The organism is Roseivirga sp., from assembly GCF_034669765.1.
Lineage (GTDB): Bacteria > Bacteroidota > Bacteroidia > Cytophagales > Cyclobacteriaceae > Roseivirga.
The window spans coordinates 153654-173513 of record NZ_JAXMOQ010000003.1 but is presented as its reverse complement, the minus strand read 5'-3'; the positions used below and the strand labels follow the sequence as shown (position 1 = coordinate 173513).

Annotated in this window: 15 protein-coding genes; 7 read left to right on the top strand and 8 right to left on the bottom strand. The window is 40.8% G+C overall.

All coding sequences use genetic code 11. The features are described 5' to 3' along the window. Positions 1-138: 138 nt before the first annotated feature. The 5 genes from VOI17_RS06800 to VOI17_RS06780 all read right to left on the bottom strand — a co-directional run bounded on the left by VOI17_RS06800 (position 139) and on the right by VOI17_RS06780 (position 5816). Entirely contained in the window at positions 139-2544 is a 2406-nt protein-coding gene (locus VOI17_RS06800) for a TonB-dependent receptor (protein WP_323756491.1), read from the bottom strand. A 95-nt stretch (positions 2545-2639) separates the two neighbouring features. Further along, the gene (locus tag VOI17_RS06795; protein WP_323756490.1) at positions 2640-3173 is read right to left on the bottom strand and encodes a hypothetical protein; all 534 of its coding nucleotides are present in this window, start codon (positions 3171-3173) and stop codon (positions 2640-2642) included. A gap of 128 nt (positions 3174-3301) precedes the next feature. Then, a complete protein-coding gene (locus VOI17_RS06790; protein WP_323756489.1) occupies positions 3302-4087 on the bottom strand; it encodes a tRNA pseudouridine synthase A in 786 nt (261 codons plus the stop codon). A gap of 477 nt (positions 4088-4564) precedes the next feature. After that, a complete protein-coding gene (gene tnpA / locus VOI17_RS06785) occupies positions 4565-5008 on the bottom strand; it encodes an IS200/IS605 family transposase (RefSeq protein ID WP_416376047.1) in 444 nt (147 codons plus the stop codon). A gap of 73 nt (positions 5009-5081) precedes the next feature. Further along, on the bottom strand, positions 5082-5816 hold the full coding sequence (locus VOI17_RS06780; RefSeq protein ID WP_323756487.1) for a DUF1080 domain-containing protein: 735 nt from the start codon (positions 5814-5816) through the stop codon (positions 5082-5084). Between the two features lie 138 nt (positions 5817-5954). Here VOI17_RS06780 and VOI17_RS06775 point away from each other — a divergent pair, with 138 nt between their 5' ends. Beyond that, positions 5955-6533, top strand: a complete 579-nt coding sequence (locus tag VOI17_RS06775) for a hypothetical protein (RefSeq protein ID WP_323756486.1) — start codon at positions 5955-5957, stop codon at positions 6531-6533. Between the two features lie 37 nt (positions 6534-6570). Here VOI17_RS06775 and VOI17_RS06770 read toward each other — a convergent pair whose 3' ends face one another. After that, a complete protein-coding gene (locus VOI17_RS06770; RefSeq protein WP_323756485.1) occupies positions 6571-7947 on the bottom strand; it encodes an MATE family efflux transporter in 1377 nt (458 codons plus the stop codon). Between the two features lie 216 nt (positions 7948-8163). On the opposite strand from VOI17_RS06770, the gene VOI17_RS06765 reads away from it, so the two are divergent. Genes VOI17_RS06765 through VOI17_RS06740 form a run of 6 tightly spaced genes read left to right on the top strand, consistent with a single transcriptional unit; the run spans position 8164 to position 16459 of the window. Continuing rightward, positions 8164-9477, top strand: coding sequence for an aspartate aminotransferase family protein (locus tag VOI17_RS06765; protein WP_323756484.1), 1314 nt, complete (start codon positions 8164-8166; stop codon positions 9475-9477). A gap of 6 nt (positions 9478-9483) precedes the next feature. Further along, positions 9484-10398, top strand: coding sequence for a carbon-nitrogen hydrolase family protein (locus VOI17_RS06760; protein WP_323756483.1), 915 nt, complete (start codon positions 9484-9486; stop codon positions 10396-10398). Between the two features lie 47 nt (positions 10399-10445). Next, entirely contained in the window at positions 10446-10850 is a 405-nt protein-coding gene (locus tag VOI17_RS06755; protein WP_323756482.1) for a VOC family protein, read from the top strand. A 2-nt stretch (positions 10851-10852) separates the two neighbouring features. Continuing rightward, a complete protein-coding gene (locus VOI17_RS06750; RefSeq protein ID WP_323756481.1) occupies positions 10853-13612 on the top strand; it encodes an aminotransferase class I/II-fold pyridoxal phosphate-dependent enzyme in 2760 nt (919 codons plus the stop codon). 5 nt (positions 13613-13617) lie between these two features. Beyond that, positions 13618-15093, top strand: coding sequence for a biotin carboxylase (locus tag VOI17_RS06745; protein ID WP_323756480.1), 1476 nt, complete (start codon positions 13618-13620; stop codon positions 15091-15093). Between the two features lie 10 nt (positions 15094-15103). Then, complete coding sequence (locus VOI17_RS06740) at positions 15104-16459, top strand: NAD-dependent succinate-semialdehyde dehydrogenase (protein WP_323756479.1); 1356 nt, start codon at positions 15104-15106, stop codon at positions 16457-16459. A 262-nt stretch (positions 16460-16721) separates the two neighbouring features. Here VOI17_RS06740 and VOI17_RS06735 read toward each other — a convergent pair whose 3' ends face one another. Beyond that, positions 16722-17225, bottom strand: coding sequence for a paraquat-inducible protein A (locus VOI17_RS06735; protein WP_323756478.1), 504 nt, complete (start codon positions 17223-17225; stop codon positions 16722-16724). A gap of 110 nt (positions 17226-17335) precedes the next feature. Beyond that, positions 17336-19771: a zinc-dependent metalloprotease gene (locus VOI17_RS06730; protein WP_323756477.1), complete on the bottom strand. Its 2436-nt coding sequence runs from the start codon at positions 19769-19771 to the stop codon at positions 17336-17338. Positions 19772-19860 lie beyond the last annotated feature (89 nt).

Genomic DNA, 19860 nt, shown 5'->3' with positions numbered 1-19860 from the left:
CAGTAAGATATTTCAAGAGGGGCCAAAATGTTTTGGCCGCTTTTTTTGTGCGAAAATGCACTAAAGAAGTAGGGGGGAATTAAGAAGAAAAAGAGGTGCGCTCTGAATACACAGAACGCACCATGAACAAAACAACCACTAAAGATCAACCTTTAAAGAAAGGATGATGTTTCTTCCGGCAGCAACAATCCCCGAACTGTATGGGCGATAACGCTGATCGGTAATGTTTTCTACCCCACCGCTAATGGTCATGCCGTTGGATAGTTTGTAAAGCGCTTTGAAATTAAGCGTGTACCAGCTTGGTGAATAAGGATCTCCATTGCTGTCTGCTGCGTACATATAGTCCTTTCCTTGTTCTTCGGCAGGCATTTTATCGAAACTTACTTCACCACTATACATGGCATACAAATCCATTTTCAGGTTTTGTTGGCTATAAGTGATTCGGGTTACGCCAAAGGAAGGAGCTGCATGTCTGGAAGGGCTCACTGAACTGTCATCCAGCTCTTCTTCTCCATGCTGAAAATTGTAGCGGGTAGAAAAACCAAAGCCAGAATCGAACTTAAACTCAATCCCTGCCTGAATGCCGTATACTTTCGTATAAGCCGCATTCTGAACGGCCTGAACTTGGCTTAATTCACCATTATACATGATTTGATCTTGACCGTTTAGGGTGAAATCTCTTCTCACTAAAGCATTTTCTAACTGCGTATAAAAGCCTGTTACATCAATTCTTATAGACGAATTAAAGACTTTGGCAATTCCAACCTCAGCATTGTAGGCATATTCAGGGCCTAATTCTGGATTTGGAACTACGACTGAACCTGGTTCAGAATCAAACACTTTTCCTGCGTCATCCACATTTGGCGACCTAAAGCCAGTAGACAGATTAGTAGAGATCGTCATGTCAGTTTCTGGGTTAAACACCAAGCCAAAACTACCTGTAACGGCACCATTCGAAATTTCAGCCGTTTCAAAAGGGAAAGGATAAAAACGCGTATCGAAAGTAGCGTCAAGCTTAAAGTAGTTGTAGCGCGTTCCAGCTTGCAATAAGAGTTTCGGAGAAATGCGGTGCTGCAACGAAGCATACAAAGCATACGATGCCCAAGAGGATAGAGGATAGCGTGCCGGCCCTTCTACAACATCGCCAGTGGTGATGTCTTCATCGGTACCGGTTGAATTTACATCATCATAAACCGTTTCAAAACCATAAAACAATTCTGTGCCTGTTTTTAGGGCTTTGTCAAAATCTAGGTTGAAGGAATAAGCATTTACCTTTTCAACACGTGATGCCCTGGTAATGCCATTAAAATCCCTGTCAATTCTACTTTCTTCAAAGAACTGATGAGCTAAACGAAGATTCATTTGATCGTATAATCTGCTGTTTCCCTGATGGGTGGCCGTCAAGTTATTCATTAACCAAACCTGTGGTCCGTACTGCCATTCCGCGCTTCTTGGTAAACCGCCTCGGGTTCTGATCAATCTGTCATAACGAGAGTAGTTTGAAGTAGTCGAATAGTGCAGTCCATAAATGAAGTCCCAGTTGGCATTAGGTTTGAACCTTACTTTTTGCATCAAGTTGGTTTGCTCGTAGCTAGTCGGCCTTTGGACCAAAGGATCGTCATTGGTCACCACGACATCCACACCGTCTTGGCGCTCTACATAAAATGGCCTTAGATATTCATCTGGCCCATTGCTGCCCATTCTCAAATCCCCAAAATTGAGGTTTGAAAAACTGGTTACGGAAGCCCATTTGTTCCAACCCACATTGATGTCTAAGTGAGTCGTTTTTTCGCCATTGGCAGAAGAGTACCTCGCAACAGCTGAACCTTTCACTAAAGTCTCGTCTGAATGAGAGAGCTGTGGGTTTAAAGTTCTAAAACTCATTACCCCTCCAATGGCATCGCTGCCATACATGACAGAGCCTGGGCCAAATAAAATTTCTGCGCTTTCCGTGGCAAAAGCATCCAAGGAAATTACGTTTTGCAAGTTTCCGCTTCTGAAAATGGCCGTGTTCATTCTTACGCCATCTACTGTAATTAATAACCTGTTGGTGGAAAACCCCCGAATCATTGGGCTGCCACCACCCAGTTGACTTTTTTGAATAAAAACGTCTCCAGTGCTGCCCAGTAAATCGGCTGCAGTTTGAGAGTTCTGTAACTGTATGTCTGAAGGTGTAATTGTCGTGATCTTGTTAGGAACGTCTTGTCTGTCTTGGTGCCAACGGTTGGCCGAAACCACCACGTCATCCATCGATAATTTAGAAACGATCAGTTCAACGATGTAATTTGTTTGGGAAAGAATGGCATAACTCACCATTGCTTTTTCATAGCCCAACATTCTTACTTCGATAATCTCAGCACCTTCAAAGGCAGTAATATCGGCTTGGCCTTTAATGTTTGTAACCGCAAAGGCCCTTGGTGAATTGCTGGCTAAAGTAGCCAACTCAAGCGGTTCACCCGTATTTTTATCAATAATGGTAACGGTTTGCGCCATGCCTTGAAAGACACATAGCACAAAGCACCATATGAATAAATGTTTTTTCATATGAAAATATAAAATGATGTATAAACTGTTTTTTGAGCCTATAGGGCTCATAATACATGGAAAGAATTTCCAGGATGCTTTAGATAAAGCAACGTTTATACATTTATGCGTGGGGGAGGACCGTCTATTCCTTGCGACCTAGGGTCGTAGATCATTTCGATCTCAAGAAATTCAGTGGAAACTTGGGTTTGAAAAAAAGTTGTGGATTGTACACTTGGCTGAACATAGAGCGCCTTAACCAATGAGACAACCAATTGACTATCGTCTTGTTGGTCAGATTTTCCACCAAAATGAAGCGTTATAAGTTCATTGAATTTGTGATTAACAAGCGATTCTAACTTATCCCAATAAGCATAAAAGTAGGTGGTGTCGCCCTTTACTTCTCGGGAGATAATATCGTACATCTGATCCTTATATTCGAATTCGCCATCGTGTTCCCAGCGTAGGTCCGTTTTCATTTGGGCTGCTGTAAAAGCCAAATGAACCATTTCTACAGGGTTTTCCTCATTCGCTATGGCTAAGGCTGCATGTTGTTTTGCTTTTGCTTTCTCCATTTCAAGAAATAGATAAGTGCCTCCGAAAGGGAGGGTAAGCAAAGCGAGCAATATGATGGCAATAGTAGCTTTCAAGGAATTAACAGATTCATAAATGTAACCTTCTCAGATTCATTTTTCGAAAGTTTTGTATGAAATGCGTGCTTGTTATAGGCTTGGTTCAAAATATGGATAACTGGGAAACCTATTAAAAATATGAAGTACTATTCTTCTTCGAAGTCAATTTTATTGAGAATTAAGCCAGAACCAGGGGCTACTTGGAATATTTCTTTGGTATGAAGTCCTTTTAAAGAAAGCCCAATTTCTTCTAAAGTGGTTTCTCCTTTGCCTAGGAGTAATAATTGCCCCACCATCATTCTGATTTGGTGCCTTAAAAAGCCGTTGGCCTTTACTCTGTAGATGTAGCTTTGCTTGGGGAAAAAACTGGCGGTGAATTGTTCATTGGGTTCGATACGAGAAAAACTCACTTCCCTTTGGGTTATGGTGTCTTCTTTGGGTCTTTTACAATAAGCCTTGAACTCATGGAAACCTTCAAAAAGTTTGGCGCCTTCTTTCATAAGGTCTATGTCCAATTGCTCGGGAACCGTAGTGATAAAAGGTGCGCAAAAAGGGTGTGGCTTCTCTCCAAAAGCAAAGAGGTAAATGTATTCTTTGGCCCTTGGTGATTGGATGATATTGAAATCTTCGCTTGCTTTTTTGAGGTCAAGTGCTTTGATATCTGGTGGTAAATTGATGTTGAGCTGAATTAAAAACTCGGCTTCATCTTGAATCTGTTCGTGAAGGAAAAGCTCAAAAGCATAGTCTAAAGCCGAGACTTTGGCATCTGTACGGCTGGTGCCCATGGTTTTAAAATCATGGTGCCCGAGTACAAAAGCCAATGTGCGATCCACCATGTAATGAATCGTTTTTACCTCGGGTTGTTTGGCCCAGCCGTGGAACCTAAACCCTAAATATTGAATACGAATGAGGTAAAGATGTTGCGCCTTCATACCGCGAAATTAAGATAATTTCGCGGATGGTATTGGGTACGACCCCGCTGGGGTCAGTAACAATGGTTATTTTATAGAACATAGGATTTGTAATCCTTGAAGTGTTTTCATAACTACGCATCCCATCGGGATGCCACATTTATAGATAAGAATATTTGTATCCACCTGAAGGGGTTGAATATTTTTTGTACGTTTTGATGAATTGAATTTGTGGAATTATTATCATTTGATGCATGGTATACGGTGCGACCCCTCTGGGGTCGGGAGATCATATTGCATTGTGGTTTTTCTATAATGATATGACCCCGCTGGGGTCGGTTATCATGAATAAATTCGGCTAAGCACTCCATCGGGGCGCAACATTTATATATTAATTATGATGCTAATTTAAGCCATGCTAAGCATCCCATCGGGATGTCACATTTGTAGCAATGAAATGTTTGATGTAGAAACAACCCTGAAGGGGTTGTACCTTTTCTATTCGTCCAGCCAGTCGAATAGGTATTCATCTTTGAATTCGATTTTATATTTATTCAAAAATTCAATGTATTCTTCTCGGAATGTCTTTTTTCGATGATGATCTTTTTGGTTCATGATATAGGCGATCACCTTATCCAAGGCATTATGGCTATAAGAGAATGCACCAAATCCGCTTTGCCATTTAAACTGGCCTTTAACTAGGCCCTGTTCGTTGATCCATTTGTTAGAGGCTTTTTTGACTTCTCTTACCAAATCAGACAAACAACAAGAAGGTGTCATGCCGATTAAAAAATGAATATGGTCGGGCATTCCATTAATAGCCAGCATTTTCTGCTCCTTATTCTGAACAATCCCGGTGATGTATTTATATAAATCATCCTCCCAAGTCCTCAAAATTAGACTTTGGCGGCCACTAACAGCGAAAACCACCTGAATGTAAATTTAGCTGTATGTTCCCGTTGACATTTGTAACCAATTCTAGTTTTTCCTCGGGGCCTAAGTGAAAAAGCCCTTTCTACAGCTCCTTAATTCGGATGTTCTTGAAATACACTTCGTCTCCGTGGTTTTGCAGGCTGATGCGGCCAGTTTTTGATTTGGCGTAGAATTCATAATTAGCCCATTTACCAGCTGCTCTGCGTGCTAACCAGTCTTCACTGCCTTCTTCAAATTCCAATACTTTTTCTCCATTCAGCCAATGCTCCACATGCCCGTTGTTGTAAACGATTTTGATTTTATTCCACTGCATAAATGGATTTGGCTTTTTGGTTTCAGCTGCAGCATGCATTGAATAGTTCGAACCCGCCATTTTATTGGCTTCACTTTCAGATCTTGAAAATTCATCATCAAGCACTTGGAATTCAGGGCCAGTTAAATAATCGTGTCCTTTACCTTCTAATTGTACTACGTGATAAAAAACACCACTATTTCCACCTTTAGAGATCTTGTACTCCAGTTCTAATTCGAAATTGGCATATTCGGTAGTCGTCATAACGGAGCGGTTGAAACCAGCGTTTTCTTCTCCTAAGCCAACATTACAGGCAATTGTACCATCTACAATTTGCCATTGTTCCATAATTGGCTCTTCGCCATACATTTCCCAGCCGCTAAAGTCCTTTCCGTTGAAAAGTGAAGTCCACTCTTCTGGTTGGGCAGCGTTATCGATTGATTTTTCTTTGTTGCTTTTTGAGCTTCCGCAGCTTACAATTAAAAAGGAGGCAAACAGAAAAATTAAGGCGTATTGACGTTTCATAAGTTCGTTTTTTTCAGACTTCAAGTTAAATAAATTATGAAATAAATTTTGAAATGCTTTGTTCTTACCGATATTGAAGACAAATCCCAAAATACTAATAACTTAGGGGCGAAAATCAAATAGAATTAATTAAGGAACATGAACATTTTTGTAGGCCGGTTGAGCTACGAAACCCAAGAAAGTAACCTGCGCGCTTTGTTTGAACAAATTGGCCAGGTGAAAAGCTTAAAGATCATTACTGATCGAGAAACCGGTAAATCCAAAGGATTCGCTTTTGTAACAATGGCGAGCCATGAAGATGGCCAAAAGGCAGTTACTCAGTTAGACGGAACAGCTTTAGACGGAAGGAATATTTCTGTTTCTGAAGCTGAGGATAGAAAGTCGAACGAAAGAAAACCTACTGGTGGCTCTGGCCAAGGTCAGAGAACAGATTTTAAACCGAGACGAGAAGAAAGTAGAGACGAGGAAGATTCTGAAATCGGAGGTAAACCAGAAAAGAGCAGTCGAAGTTCTGAATGGTCCGATGCTCCATCTAAAGGAGCACCAAGGAAAAACTCTCCGAATAAAAAGAAAAAGGAAGCCCCAACAGGAAGAGGTGGTGATGATGACGGCTTTAGAAAAAAGAAAATGCCGATTAAACCACAGAAATCTAAAAAGAACCGTGGTTGGGGAGAAGATGACGATGATGATGATATTTTCGGAGACTTTAAATTCTAAAGGGCTCTTTTTACAATAATAGTATTTCTTGGTGTATTTAGCTTTCAACGCTAGAATGCACCAAGTTTTTATTTTTCCACCTACCTGTTTTATACCAGCCTAAGGTAATTAAAGCAGGGATGACATTGGAGATAGGGAACGACCACCAAAGGCCATCGTAATCCAAGTTTGTGTGTGAGGACAAATACCAAGCCACAGGGAATTGAATTACCCAAATACCTATAATCGTTAGCACCATTGATGATACGGTATTTCCTGAGCCTCTTAAGGTGCCTATGATCGACATTTGCAGGCCCATAAAACCAAAGCTCAGGGAGGTGATTTTAAGGAAATCAACCCCCATGCCGACAACATAATCGTCACCAGATAGGAAGGCGCGGGTGAGAGGTTCAGCAAAAATGAAAAATATCAATCCCACAATGGACAGAGAAATGAAACCAATGACAGAAGAATAATAGGAAGTTTTTTCTGCTCTGTCTATCCGTTGAGCGCCCATGTTCTGTCCCACCAAAGTGGTGCATGCTTTTGAAAGCCCTAAACTTAGAATCACCACAAAACTTATTAATCGAGAACCTACTCCGTAGGCTGCTAACACTTCTGTGCCGAAACGAGCTGCCAAAACAGTCATTAGCGTAAGCCCTAAAGCCCTAGCCGAAATTTCGATAGAAGAAGGAAATCCCAGTTTGAAAGCTTTTTTAAGTAATGGCCAATCGAATGAAAAGGCTTTAATGCTCAATTTGATCTCTGTAGTGCCTTTGAGTAATATGTACATCCCAACGGCAATGGATATAAACTGTGTAACCAATGTAGAAACAGCGGCTCCCGTTACTCCATAAGCCTGAATAGGCCCCCAGCCGTAAATGAATAAAGGGTCTAGGAAGAAATTAAGAAGTAAGGTGGTTCCATTGATGTAGAGCGGTATTTTAACTTCCCCAACTCCACGTAAGAGGGATTGGAACATAATGAATCCAAAGTTGAAGATTAGTCCAATAAATATGGTACGCTGAAAGAGGTTGGCATCATCAAAAATGATTTCCTCTACTCCAATTGCATAGAGTATTTGAGGAGAGAAGATGTAGGCAATAATTGAAACTACTAAGGAAATTAGAAAAGCCATGAGCAAAGTTTGTCGTGCAACATGGTTCACCATCTTGAAATTCTTAGCGCCAGCATATTGCGCTATTAGAATGGCGCCAGCAAAAGCAAAGCCTGAACTGAGTGAAATCAATAAGAAATTAATGGGGAAACTAATGGAAACTGCTGCCACTGCATTGGCGCCTAATCGCCCTACCCAGAAAGCATCGACTAACTGATAACCCGTTTGCAATAAATTTACCCCAATGATTGGCAGGGCTAACATGGTTAATGTTTTTAGAATTGGGCCTTCGGTCAGCGATCTACGTGGGGTTTTCATGAGGGTGCAAATCTAAACGATTCGATTTTAGATATTGCTTCAAATACTAGTCATTTAATGCTGGTAATATTTGCTGGGCTAAAATATATCATAAATACATGGCTCTATATAGCTTGTAATCCACTTTTAATACTTATATTAATTGGGTTATAAAATCCACAATCTATGTGACTTTTTATAAACTCCCTGTCTAAAGAAATACCTATAATTAAATCAATGATTGCTGAAAGAACTAAATCCCAAGAGCTCCTTGAGAGGAGAAAAAAAATTGTAGCCAACGGGGTTGGCGTATTCAATACAGCTACTGTAAGCCATGCTAAAGGAGCAATAATAACAGACCTGGATGGCCGCGAGCTGATCGATTTTGCTGGCGGAATAGGAGTAGCTAATGCTGGTCACTGTCCTGAGCCTGTTGTTGAGGCAATCAAAGCTCAGGCAGAAAAATATTTGCATACCAGTTTCAATGTGGTGACTTATGAGCCCTACATCGAATTGTGCGAGCAGATTGCTGAAATTTTACCTCATGGTGACCATACCAAGGTAATGTTAGTCAGTACTGGAGCTGAAGCTGTGGAAAATGCAGTTAAAATCGCTAGACAGGCCACTGGTAAGCAAGGTATACTTTGCTTTACAGATGCCTATCATGGGAGAACCATGATGGCCATGACGCTTACCAGCAAGATTACTTATAAAGTAGGTTGTGGTCCCTTCAGTCCTGAGGTGTACCGAATTCCTTTTCCTAATTTCTATCATCTGGGAAATGGAAGAACCGAAGAAGAGTTTGTTGAGGAACATCTCGCTTTGTTGCATGATAGTGCTAAAAACATAGTTGATCCTGATAACCTAGCGGCAATCATTTTAGAGCCAATTCAAGGTGAAGGTGGTTTTAACCCAGTACCAAAAGCCTATCTACAAGGTCTTCGTGATTACTGTGACGAACATAATATAATGTTGATCATAGATGAGGTACAAAGCGGTTTTTGTAGAACTGGTCATTGGGCGGCATGGCAACATTACGGTGTTCAGCCTGACTTGAGCACCTATGCTAAATCTTTAGGTTCTGGCTTGCCAATTGCGGCAGTTGTGGGCCGTGCAGAAGTGATGGATGCAGCAGCTTCTGGGAGTATCGGTGGAACCTACATTGGTAGTCCTGTGTGTTGTGCAGCAGCTCTGGCAACTATCAAATACATGAAGGAAATTAACCTGAATGAGAAAGCGCTTCATATTGCCGAAGTGATCAATAAAAGGATGGTCGATTTCATGAAGGAGTGTCCAGCCATTGGAGATATTCGCGGTGTAGGGGCAATGCAAGGAATCGAATTTGTTGAAAATGGTGACCCGAATGCTCCTGATAGTGATTTATGTTCGCGCATTGTAAAGGGCTGCGCCAAGAAAGGCTTAATCCTTTTAAGTGCAGGAACTTATAAAAACGTTATCCGAATCCTCTCACCTTTAGTCATCACTGATGAACAATTGAACGCGGGATTGGATATACTAGTAGAAGAAATAAAAATTCAAATCAATAATTAAGAGTACATGAAGCCATTTACTATTGCTGGGATACAAATGAAGGTATCCGCAACCCATTCCAATTTGGAAATGATGAAGTTAAAGCTGGATATCACGATGAATGTGTATCCTGCGGTGGATCTTGTTCTCTTTAGTGAGTTATGTGGCTATGGCCCACTCACTTATTATGCTCAGGAATTGCCTGGTCATTTCGAAGATGAAATGAAGGCCATGGCGAAGAAACACAAAATCTGGCTCGTTCCAGGTTCTATTTTCGAAAAGTCGGGCGACAAAATTTACAATACCGCTCTGGTCATTAATCCTCAAGGGGAAGTGGTTTCTCGCTACAGAAAGATGTTTCCGTTTTATCCGTATGAGGTAGGAGTCACTCCAGGCAGCGAGTTCTGTATTTTCGATATTCCTGATGTAGGTCGTTTCGGACTATCCATTTGTTATGATATGTGGTTTCCAGAAACCATAAGAACACTTGCGGTAATGGGTGCCGAAGTAATTCTTCACCCAACCTTAACGGGTACTATGGATAGAGATATTGAGCATTCAATTGCTCAAACCATGGCGGCTGTTAACCAGTGCTTTTTCTTCGATATCAACGGTTTAGATTCTGGTGGTATTGGTCGCTCTACGGTTTGCGGCCCTGATGGTCGAATAATGTATCAAGCAGGGAGTACCGAAGAAATCATTCCTATTGAAATTGATATGGAACGGGTTCAGCGAAGCAGAGAACTTGGTGTAATGCGCTTAGGTCAACCGCTGAAAAGTTTTAGGGATCACATGGGAGATTTCAGTATCTATAATGCACATAAGAAGCATGAATATCTTGAGTCTTTAGGGCCATTAATTAAACCTCAAAAACCTGAACAACTCACTGAGTTGAAACAGAGGGAAAGCATGATCCAGCTGCCAGTGAATTTAGTAGAGTAAGACTACTAGTAATTAAATTCTAAATCTTAAAAACATAAATAAAAGCTATGGGAAATCTTATGTCAAAACCAATCAAGAAAAAGCCTAAACAACCTATTCTCAACTGGTTCGAGATTCCCGTGCTGGATTTACAGAGAGCGGTTGCTTTTTTTAATCATGTTTATGATGTGCAATTGGAAATTATTGGTACCTCAGAATATGCCATGGCAATACTGCCCACCGATACCGGGGTGGGTGGTGCCTTGGTTATGGGGCAAGGTTGCATCCCAAGTGAAACGGGGGTGCTGATTTACCTAAATGCCGTTGATGACATGGAAGTCATGCTTGAAAGAATTGAACAAGCGGGAGGAAGGGTTATTATGAGAAAAACCATGATTAGTGATGATTCTGGATACTTTTCCCTTTTCATCGATTCAGAAGGAAACAAACTAGCCTTACACTCTAATATTTAATTGTGCCGAAAAAGAAGAACTATACGTCCGCTCCATTTTATAACATAGGTCAGTTAAGAGTTACCTATTGGAATTATCTGAAGAATCAAACCTCTGAATTGGCCCGTTGCCATCGAGATTCCAAGAATGAAAATGCTATTACCGATGATGTTAAAATTTTACTGAAAGAACTTGGTGAGGTAGAGGCTTTCTTTGCTTTTCCAGGTAAAAAGCTTGTCGAACAATATAAGCTAGCCTTGAGTAGAAAAGAACATACTGCTTTGGCCAATAATGTGGCTGAAACCACCCGAAGATTGGTAAGCGATAGTTATCGCAGCAATCCAGATTTCATTGATCTGACGGATGAGAAGACCATGAAGGGGGTGGAGAAGAGGGAAGAAGCGGATCATGTTCAACAGAATTATTTTGAAGTGCTTTTTGTGGAAGACATGTCTGAAGCAGATGAAATTGCCCTTCATCAAAAAGCAGCGGAGCTCTCCCAAAAGAGTGACACCTTTACTTATCGCTTTGTGGTACAGCGCTCTTTTCAAGATGCGCTGATAACACTACTTTTTAACTATAATATTCAGGCAGTAGTGGTACGCTATGCGCCTCCTTATTATTCAAAAGGAATTTCTGCCATTATTAAGCCTTACGTTCAAAACGTTATTAAACTTGACCTGTCGGGAAGAAAAGATGTAGAATTAGGCCCAATTTTAGGCAGGCTGGCGAGGCAGTACAGACCAGAATTGGATACCTATTATGTTACGGATACGGCATTAAGAGACCTTAAGGACAGCACCATAAAAACCTTTAAAAGGATCTTTTATCGAAGAGAGGATTTGCTAGAAATACATTTGAGCATTATGATGGGCATCAGAGATCGCTATCAAACGCCATTCTTTACTGCCTTAAAGGAATACAGCCAAAAGCCTACTGGAGTTTTTCATGCCATGCCTATTTCACGAGGGAACTCTGTTTTCAAATCTCGTTGGATTCAAGATTTTGGTGATTTTTATGGGAACAATATGTTTTTGGCCGAGACATCAGCCACCACTGGTGGCTTAGATTCCCTTTTGCAACCCACTGGACCCTTGAAAAAGGCTCAGAAAATGGCGAGCGCGGCTTATGGTTCTAAGCAGACGTTTTTCGTAACGAATGGTACTTCTACTGCCAATAAAATCGTAATGCAGGCACTCGTTCAGCCAGGAGATGTGGTGCTGGTCGATAGAGATTGTCATAAATCACATCACTATGGCTTAGTGCTTTCAGGTGCGCTTCCAGTGTACTTAGATTCCTATCCCATTGAAAAATATTCAATGTACGGAGCGGTACCGCTTGAGCAAATCAAAAGAAGGCTAATTCAGCTGAAAGCAGCTGGCAGGTTAGATAAAGCAAAGATGCTTTTACTCACCAATTGCTCTTTTGACGGACTTGTATACAACGTGCAAAGGGTAATGGAAGAAGTTTTGGCCATTAAGCCTGACATGATTTTTCTTTGGGACGAAGCATGGTTTGCTTTTGCAGGATTTACCTATACCTATAAACAGAGAACAGGAATGTTTTCGGCCCGGAAATTGGCTGGAAAATATCAAAGTAGTAGCTATAGAAAGGAATATGAGCATCATATAAAGAATCTTTCAGAAGGTGAATTACCATTATTGCCTGACCCTGACAAGGTGAAAATAAGGGTATATGCCACACAAAGCACGCATAAAACCCTGAGTAGCTTTAGGCAAGGATCAATGATCCACATCTGGGATCAGGAATTTAGAAGGAAGAGCGAAAGCACGTTTTTGGAAGCTTACATGACCCATACTTCTACTTCACCCAATTATCAGATGTTAGCATCTTTGGATGCGGGCAGAAGACAAGTGCAGTTCGAGGGTTTCGAACTGGTTGAAAAGAGTGTGGAATTGGCGATGGTACTTAGGGCAAAAGTCAATGATAACCCCATGCTCAATAAATACTTCGATGTCCTGACAGTACACGACTTTATTCCAAACAAATATAGACAAACAGGCCTTACGGAGTATTATTGTAAAGAAGCAGGATGGAACAGAATGGAATTACCTTGGGAACAAGATGAATTTGTCCTAGACCCTACAAAAGTCACTCTGCATATTGGTAGAACTGGCGTTGATGGAGATACTTTCAAGAACAAATACTTGATGGATAAATTCAACATTCAGATCAATAAAACATCGAGGAATACCGTCCTTTTTATGACCAATATTGGTACTACCAGGGGAAGTGTTACTTATTTAACCAACGCATTACTAACCATTGCTGAGGAATTGGATGATGAGATTAAGTCGCTGAACGGTCGCGAAATGGAAATACGAGAAGCTAGAATTAAGTCGCTTACCGAAGATGTGCCTCCGTTGCCTGATTTTAGTCATTTTCACCGTTCATTTCAGGCTGTGCCTGGTGTCCCAGGTGGTAACTTGCGTGAGGCTTATTTCCTCGCGTATGACGAAACCAATTACGAATACATTCCATTAAAAGAATGCCTTCCATCCATGAAAAATGGAAAGGAATTGGTGGCCTCTTCTTTTGTAATACCGTATCCTCCGGGCTTTCCTGTACTAGTGCCAGGCCAAGTAGTGAGTACTGAAATTATCGAATTTCTACTCGCACTGGATGTTTCTGAAATTCATGGTTACAGAGCAGACTTAGGTCTAAGGGTATTCAATAAAAAAGTACTCGACCGACAAAAAACGGGAACAGCATTAGGTGCTATGAGTATTTCAAAGAAAAATAAATTATCAAACACAAAATAATCACGATGACCAAGAAGAAAACGAGTATCGAAAAACTGAATGGCGTAGCGGATATCAGACGCTTCTTTTATAAAAATGAAACACCAATCTACTTTATCAGTGCGACCAATTTCAACCTACTTGGGGCAGACGAATGGATCAAAGGATTCAAGTTTATCTGTCATATTGAGTGTTTTGATGGGCTTCATCCTAATGTTTTTTCTCCTAAAGAAGAAATACCACACGATGAATTCGAAAGCATTGAAGATATCAATAATTACTTGCTACAGCATCCTGAAGTACAGGACTACTTAAAGACAAGGACTAAAGGTGGGAATGCAGGTAAAGTAATGTTTTTGATGTTTGATGAAGAAACAGAAAAACTTGCTAAAAAGCAGGGGCTAGAAGTAATGTTTCCTAGTGCCAAAATGCGAACCTTCATGGATAATAAGGTAAACACGAATAGACTTGCCGAAAAAGCGGGTGTTCCATGTGTTCCTTATGTGCTTTCAAAAGTTAAGAGTTACACTCATTTACAAACCGTATCGAAAGAACTCGGTAGCGATTTAGTAATTCAAACGCCTTTTGGTGATTCAGGCCACACCACTTTCTTTATTTCTAATGAAACCGAATTCAAGAAATATGAAGAGGAAATCGTGAAGGAGAAGGAAGTGAAAATTATGAAGCGTATCAATTGCAAAGGCTCAGCAATCGAAGCCTGTGTTACGAAACACGGAACCATAGTAGCCCCTTTGATGACTGAATTGGTTGGCTTCAAAGAGTTGACACCTTATAAAGGCGGTTGGTGCGGAAATGAGATATATCCTAACGCATTTAGTCCTTCATTAAGAAGAAAGGCAAAAAAGTACACTGAATTATTCGGAGATCAACTCAGAGAAGAAGGCTATAAAGGCTATTTCGAATTGGACTTTTTGATTGATCAAGACAATGGAGAAATTTACCTAGGTGAACTTAACCCGAGAGTGACTGGTGCGAGTTCTATCACCAATCATGCGGTGTTTGCATTGGCCGATGCACCTCTTTTTATCTTCCATATTTTGGAATGGATGAATGTGGAGTATAAACTCAACGTTAAGGCACTCAACGCGAGATGGGCTAGACAAGAAAATGTGGATGGCTGGAGTCAGTTGATCATAAAGCACACCCAAGACACAGTGGAGTTCGTTAGTGAAGCTCCAAAATCGGGTATTTGGAAAATGTTTGATAATGGTCATATCCAATTCGACAGAATGGATACGCACAGAAGAGCAGTGGAAAGCGAACAAGAAGCGTTCTTCTTGAGAATTACGAAAGAAGGAAATTACCTCTACGAAGGAGCTGATTTAGGTATTTTGGTGTCGCGAGGAAGAATGATGACAGATGATTTTGAACTCACCGACAGGGCCAAGAACTGGATCAATGCCATCAAAGGAAAGTATTCTTCTCAGATTGTTGAAGACAAAAGAGAGCAGCCTAACCTCATCGGTAGTTTGACTAAATAATATTTAATTTATGGAATTTAAAAGCATCAATCCTTATAGTAATAAGGAGATAGCAAGCTATACAGGTATCTCTAATGCCGAATTAGATGATAAACTCAACCTGGCTGGGGAAGCCTTTGAGCCTTGGAGGAATACGCCTTTAAGTGAGCGAATTCTTCTTATGAAAAAGGCAGGAGAAGTACTTCGAACCAATGTGGAAGTCTATGCTGAAATGATAACGCTTGAAATGGGAAAACCCATTAGTGAATCAAGGGCTGAGGTTAATAAATGTGCTTGGGTTTGCGATTACTATGCCGATAATGCAGCAGCATTTTTAGCAAATGAGATAATTGAAACAGATGCTCAATTAAGTTTTGTTCAGCACGACCCGATAGGTAGCGTATTGGCAATTATGCCTTGGAACTTTCCTTTTTGGCAAGTTTTTAGATTCGCAGCGCCAACACTTTTGGCCGGAAATACAGGTTTGTTGAAGCATGCGCCCAATGTATTCGGGAGCGCGATTCTAATTGAAGAAGTATTTACAAAAGCGGGTTTTCCTAAAGGAGTCTTCCAAAATCTGATTGTTCATCACGATCAAACAGAAAAAATCATAGCAAATAAAGCGGTTCAGGCAGTAAGTTTAACGGGTAGTGAAAGGGCAGGGTCGGCAGTAGCAGAAATTGCAGGTCGTCATATAAAAAAATCCTTGTTAGAATTGGGTGGAAATAATGCCTTTATTGTTTGGGACGATGCTGATATTGACAAGACCATTCAGACGGCTCTTGTGGCAAGAATGCTGAATTGTGGTCAAAGCTGTATTGCCGCCAAGCGATTCATTCTAATGGAAAGTATCTATGATGAGTTCGTGACTAAGTTCACTGAGGCAATCCGTCAACTTAAATCAGGCGACCCAATAAATGAAGACACCAAGGTTGGGCCAATGGCCAGAATCGATTTGGCCGATCAGTTGCAAAAGCAAGTCCGCAGCTCTGTAGAAATGGGAGCCGAATTGCTTTTGGGTGGAAATCAGGATAATTGCTATCACGAACCAACAGTATTAGGTAATGTTAAGCCCGGAATGCCTGCTTTCGATGAAGAAACCTTCGGTCCGTTGGCGGCAATAATCAAAGCAAAAGACATTGACGATGCTTTTAGATTGTCTGAGTTATCGCCTTTTGGATTAGGAGTAACCGTTTGCACGACCAACATTAAAAAGGCAGTTGAGATGGCTCATAGAGTGAGTGATGGTGCCTACTTTGTTAACGAACTTGTAAAGTCTGATCCTCGACTACCATTTGGTGGAACCAAACGCTCTGGCTATGGCCGAGAGTTGGCTAAGGATGGCATGATGGAATTCATCAACCGTAAGACCATTTACGTTAAGTAAATGCTGTCATGTTTAAAGTAAATACATTTATAACTATCTGTATGAGGCGTGAATGAAATTATTATCTGTCAATCTTTTCTTTAGGTTGGCAGATACTTTTATTTTCAATATCCTATTTCTGTTTTTATCGAGGGGTATTTATTGACCAATACCAATTTCAAAAGGTAGTAATTACTGGTGATTCTGAAATTAGTTAGACTGGAAAGAAGTTTCTGAATTCGTTTAAATACAGAAAATTAATTAGCATACCTGTCTCAAATCACTACTGTACTAAATCATCGGTTTTAACGTCCATTACCTGAATGGCAAGAATGGAGATAATACAATAGGCCAAGAAGTAATTAAAGCCCTCATACAGTTCAGCACGAATACTTTCATTTTCACCAGTGGCTAGAAAAGCCAGTAAAATACCAACTACAAAAACATCTGCCATAGACCATTTTCCAATAAGACCCACAAACCGATATAGGGCCTTGCGACCAGGTAATTTTTTAAAGGCTAAAACGGCCAAAAGAATCACCGCTTTTGTGATGGGGACTATAATAGAGAAAATTAGAATCAACCAAGCCACTAAATCATTATTGGTTTCAAAAAGTGATTGGATACTTTCTACCACACTTTGTGTTCTTTCAAAAAGTTTGAATTCACCGATTAAAGGTAGTTGTGCTCCGATATTAATTTGAATGATGGGCTTTGTGAGTCCGGGATAGAGGCACGCCAATGATACAATGATTAATACGAGTGCTACAGCGTTCCTTTTGTTCATAGTTATTTCAGTTATGGCTAAGACGAACAGTAATTATAAAAGTAATCAGAAATGAAAAAGAGCCATGATATTCTGGCTCTTTTTCACTCTTTCAATGTGTTTTTGTTGAGTTAGTTTCCTTCGAAAGTACACCAAAATTGCGCATCCATTCCGATAGGCGAACCATCAGGAGGAGTCAATGAACTTGTAGGTGTTACTTCTTTAGGGTTTTCTAAAAAGCGAGCTACTCTAAATGACAACTCTTTCTGGAAAGTATCATTTCCACTGGCTAGCTTTTTAGCAAGATTTCTAAGTGCTGCCATTGCTTCTGCTTGAGTAGAAACGGATGCTTGAGAACTCATACTCAATGACATCAATTCGCTGATAAAGCTGTCGGCAACTACTTTCTGTAGCTCGGCAAGGTAACCGCTATAATTTGCATCGAAGGCAAGGTTGGCAACTGCGTTAATTACCTCTTGAAGTCCGATTTGATTGCTGTCCATTGCTTTTTGCTGTACCAAACGCGTAGCACGTTGCGAATTGAACAAGAAACTCATTGTGGTTGCTGCAACTGCTTCTCCAGGAGAAACAGGGTCGAAAAGTACTCCCGTTCTTACATTAAAGGTTTCTCTAGATCTTCCGTAACCCGGTGTTCTTGGAGGAATGATTTTAAGAATATGCTCAGGCACCTCTAAATTCTCGGGTTTCAACACATTGATAAGAGAAGCAAGGGCTGCTTTTTGCTCGCCAACAGGCACCGTTTGTTGCAATGGCTGAGAGTCGCCTCTTAATTTATAGTTGTAGTAAGCGCCCGCAATTACCTTAGAAGCTGCTTCTAACTGGTAGCGGTGCAGCATGTACATTGGTACAAATACTTCTTCAAGGGTCGTCATCGGAGATCCCATTGGAATGTTTTGCTCAGAGAAGTTCTTTAAGGCGACTGCTCTTACTTCCATTAATCGGTTCAACTCATCCACAGGGCTTTTCCCATTGTCCCAAAGGTGAGAGAAAGGATGTGCACTACCAGGAGACCTAGAGTCTGAATCAGTAAGAAAGTGCAAACCATCTTTCAAGCCTTTTTCAATAATATTGTTCAAAGCTTTGTCTTCGTCCGTTCCTTTCGGAAAGTCTTGGTAGCCATAAGTAACGGCTACTTTATCCCATTCGCCAATACCAATATCGTAAGGAGCCTCTAATGAGATTTTTCCGTTTTTAAGCCCAATTTGAGGATGTGGATAATCCATTACAGAAGCATCTCCATCGGCACTAGAAGCATAACTATGTGACAAACCGATCGTATGTCCAATTTCATGTGCAGAAAGTTGCCTTAAACGAGCAATGGCCAATTTGAGCATGATTGGGTCAGGTGTAGTGCCGTTTTCATATGGATTGATCAAACCTTGAGCGATCAAGAAATCCTGACGAACCCTTAAAGAGCCTAAGCTCACATGTCCTTTGATAATTTCGCCAGTTCGTGGATCTGAAACTGATGAACCATATGACCAACCACGGGTGGAACGGTGTACCCACTGCACCAAGTTATAGCGTACGTCCATTGGATCGGCATCGGCTGGCATTTCGCGCACTTGGAAAGCGTTTTTGTAACCAGCAGCTTCAAAAGCTTGATTCCACCATTGCCCTCCTTCGATTAAGGCAGATTTAATTGGTTCTGGAGCACCTCTGTCTACATAATAAATGATGGGCTCAACAGCTTCACTTACTTTGGCGTTAGGGTCTTTTTTTGCTAATCTATGTCTGTTAATAAATCTCTTTCTAATGTCTTCTTGAATTGGCGTAGCGTAATCCATATATGAGATACCAAAGAACCCAGATCTTGGATCTAGCTTTCTTGGCTCGTAACCAGCATCTGGTAATTCTACAAAAGAATAGTGCATTCGAACGGTAACCGCATCTGAGCTAGGGGTTACACTTCTAAGCGCACCACCAGTAGCACTACCCACTAATGTAATTGTAGCTTCAAATTCCGAGTTTTTCGGGAAGTTCTTCAACATTGGAGGGTAAATGGCCGAACGGCTGGCATCGAAACGGAATGTGCCTTGACGAGAGCGATTAAGCGTATTTGCCACGCCATAAGAATCAGTGAGAATCATTGGGGTGATATCGATTAATACCACGCCATTTTCCTCGGCTTCTACTTTAAAGCCTTGGAGTACCGACTCGGCAAAGGCTTGCTTTACGGCTTCAACTTCATCGGCATTGTTGGAAACGGCACGATAGCTGTAATTGGGTTCAACCAAAAGGATTTTTGAACCCACTCTTCTGAATTCAACAACACTAGTGCCGCCTAGTTTACCACGGTCAAGGCCAATATCGTTTGAGCCAATACCAGCGGATAGCGAGTTGATGTAGAGGAATTCTTCATCAAATTTTTTGATTTCTAAATATACTTTACCGGCATCTTCATCCCAGTAATAATTGAAAAAGCCTTCCTTTTTAATAGCGTCTTTAGTGATCTCTGCAATTGTTTTTTCCGCAGGTGTTTTTTGCGCAAAAGCATGAAGAGAAAGCACCATCAAAAAAGAAAATAAGAGTGTCTTTTTGAACATGATATTTTAAGTTTTAATTCAAGTTGATTCCGTCAATATAAGAACTGTTTCTATGTAGCGCCTAACTTTTATATTTGTATGGATTAATA

Bases quoted from the DNA above. Each gene is read 5' to 3' on its own strand.
- VOI17_RS06800 (WP_323756491.1), bottom strand. From the start codon at position 2,544: ATGAAAAAACATTTATTCATATGGTGCTTTGTGCTATGTGTCTTTCAA.
- VOI17_RS06790 (WP_323756489.1), bottom strand. From the start codon at position 4,087: ATGAAGGCGCAACATCTTTACCTCATTCGTATTCAATATTTAGGGTTT.
- VOI17_RS06780 (WP_323756487.1), bottom strand. From the start codon at position 5,816: ATGAAACGTCAATACGCCTTAATTTTTCTGTTTGCCTCCTTTTTAATT.
- VOI17_RS06775 (WP_323756486.1), top strand. From the start codon at position 5,955: ATGAACATTTTTGTAGGCCGGTTGAGCTACGAAACCCAAGAAAGTAAC.
- VOI17_RS06770 (WP_323756485.1), bottom strand. From the start codon at position 7,947: ATGAAAACCCCACGTAGATCGCTGACCGAAGGCCCAATTCTAAAAACA.
- VOI17_RS06765 (WP_323756484.1), top strand. From the start codon at position 8,164: ATGATTGCTGAAAGAACTAAATCCCAAGAGCTCCTTGAGAGGAGAAAA.
- VOI17_RS06760 (WP_323756483.1), top strand. From the start codon at position 9,484: ATGAAGCCATTTACTATTGCTGGGATACAAATGAAGGTATCCGCAACC.
- VOI17_RS06755 (WP_323756482.1), top strand. From the start codon at position 10,446: ATGGGAAATCTTATGTCAAAACCAATCAAGAAAAAGCCTAAACAACCT.
- VOI17_RS06745 (WP_323756480.1), top strand. From the start codon at position 13,618: ATGACCAAGAAGAAAACGAGTATCGAAAAACTGAATGGCGTAGCGGAT.
- VOI17_RS06740 (WP_323756479.1), top strand. From the start codon at position 15,104: ATGGAATTTAAAAGCATCAATCCTTATAGTAATAAGGAGATAGCAAGC.
- VOI17_RS06735 (WP_323756478.1), bottom strand. From the start codon at position 17,225: ATGAACAAAAGGAACGCTGTAGCACTCGTATTAATCATTGTATCATTG.
- VOI17_RS06730 (WP_323756477.1), bottom strand. From the start codon at position 19,771: ATGTTCAAAAAGACACTCTTATTTTCTTTTTTGATGGTGCTTTCTCTT.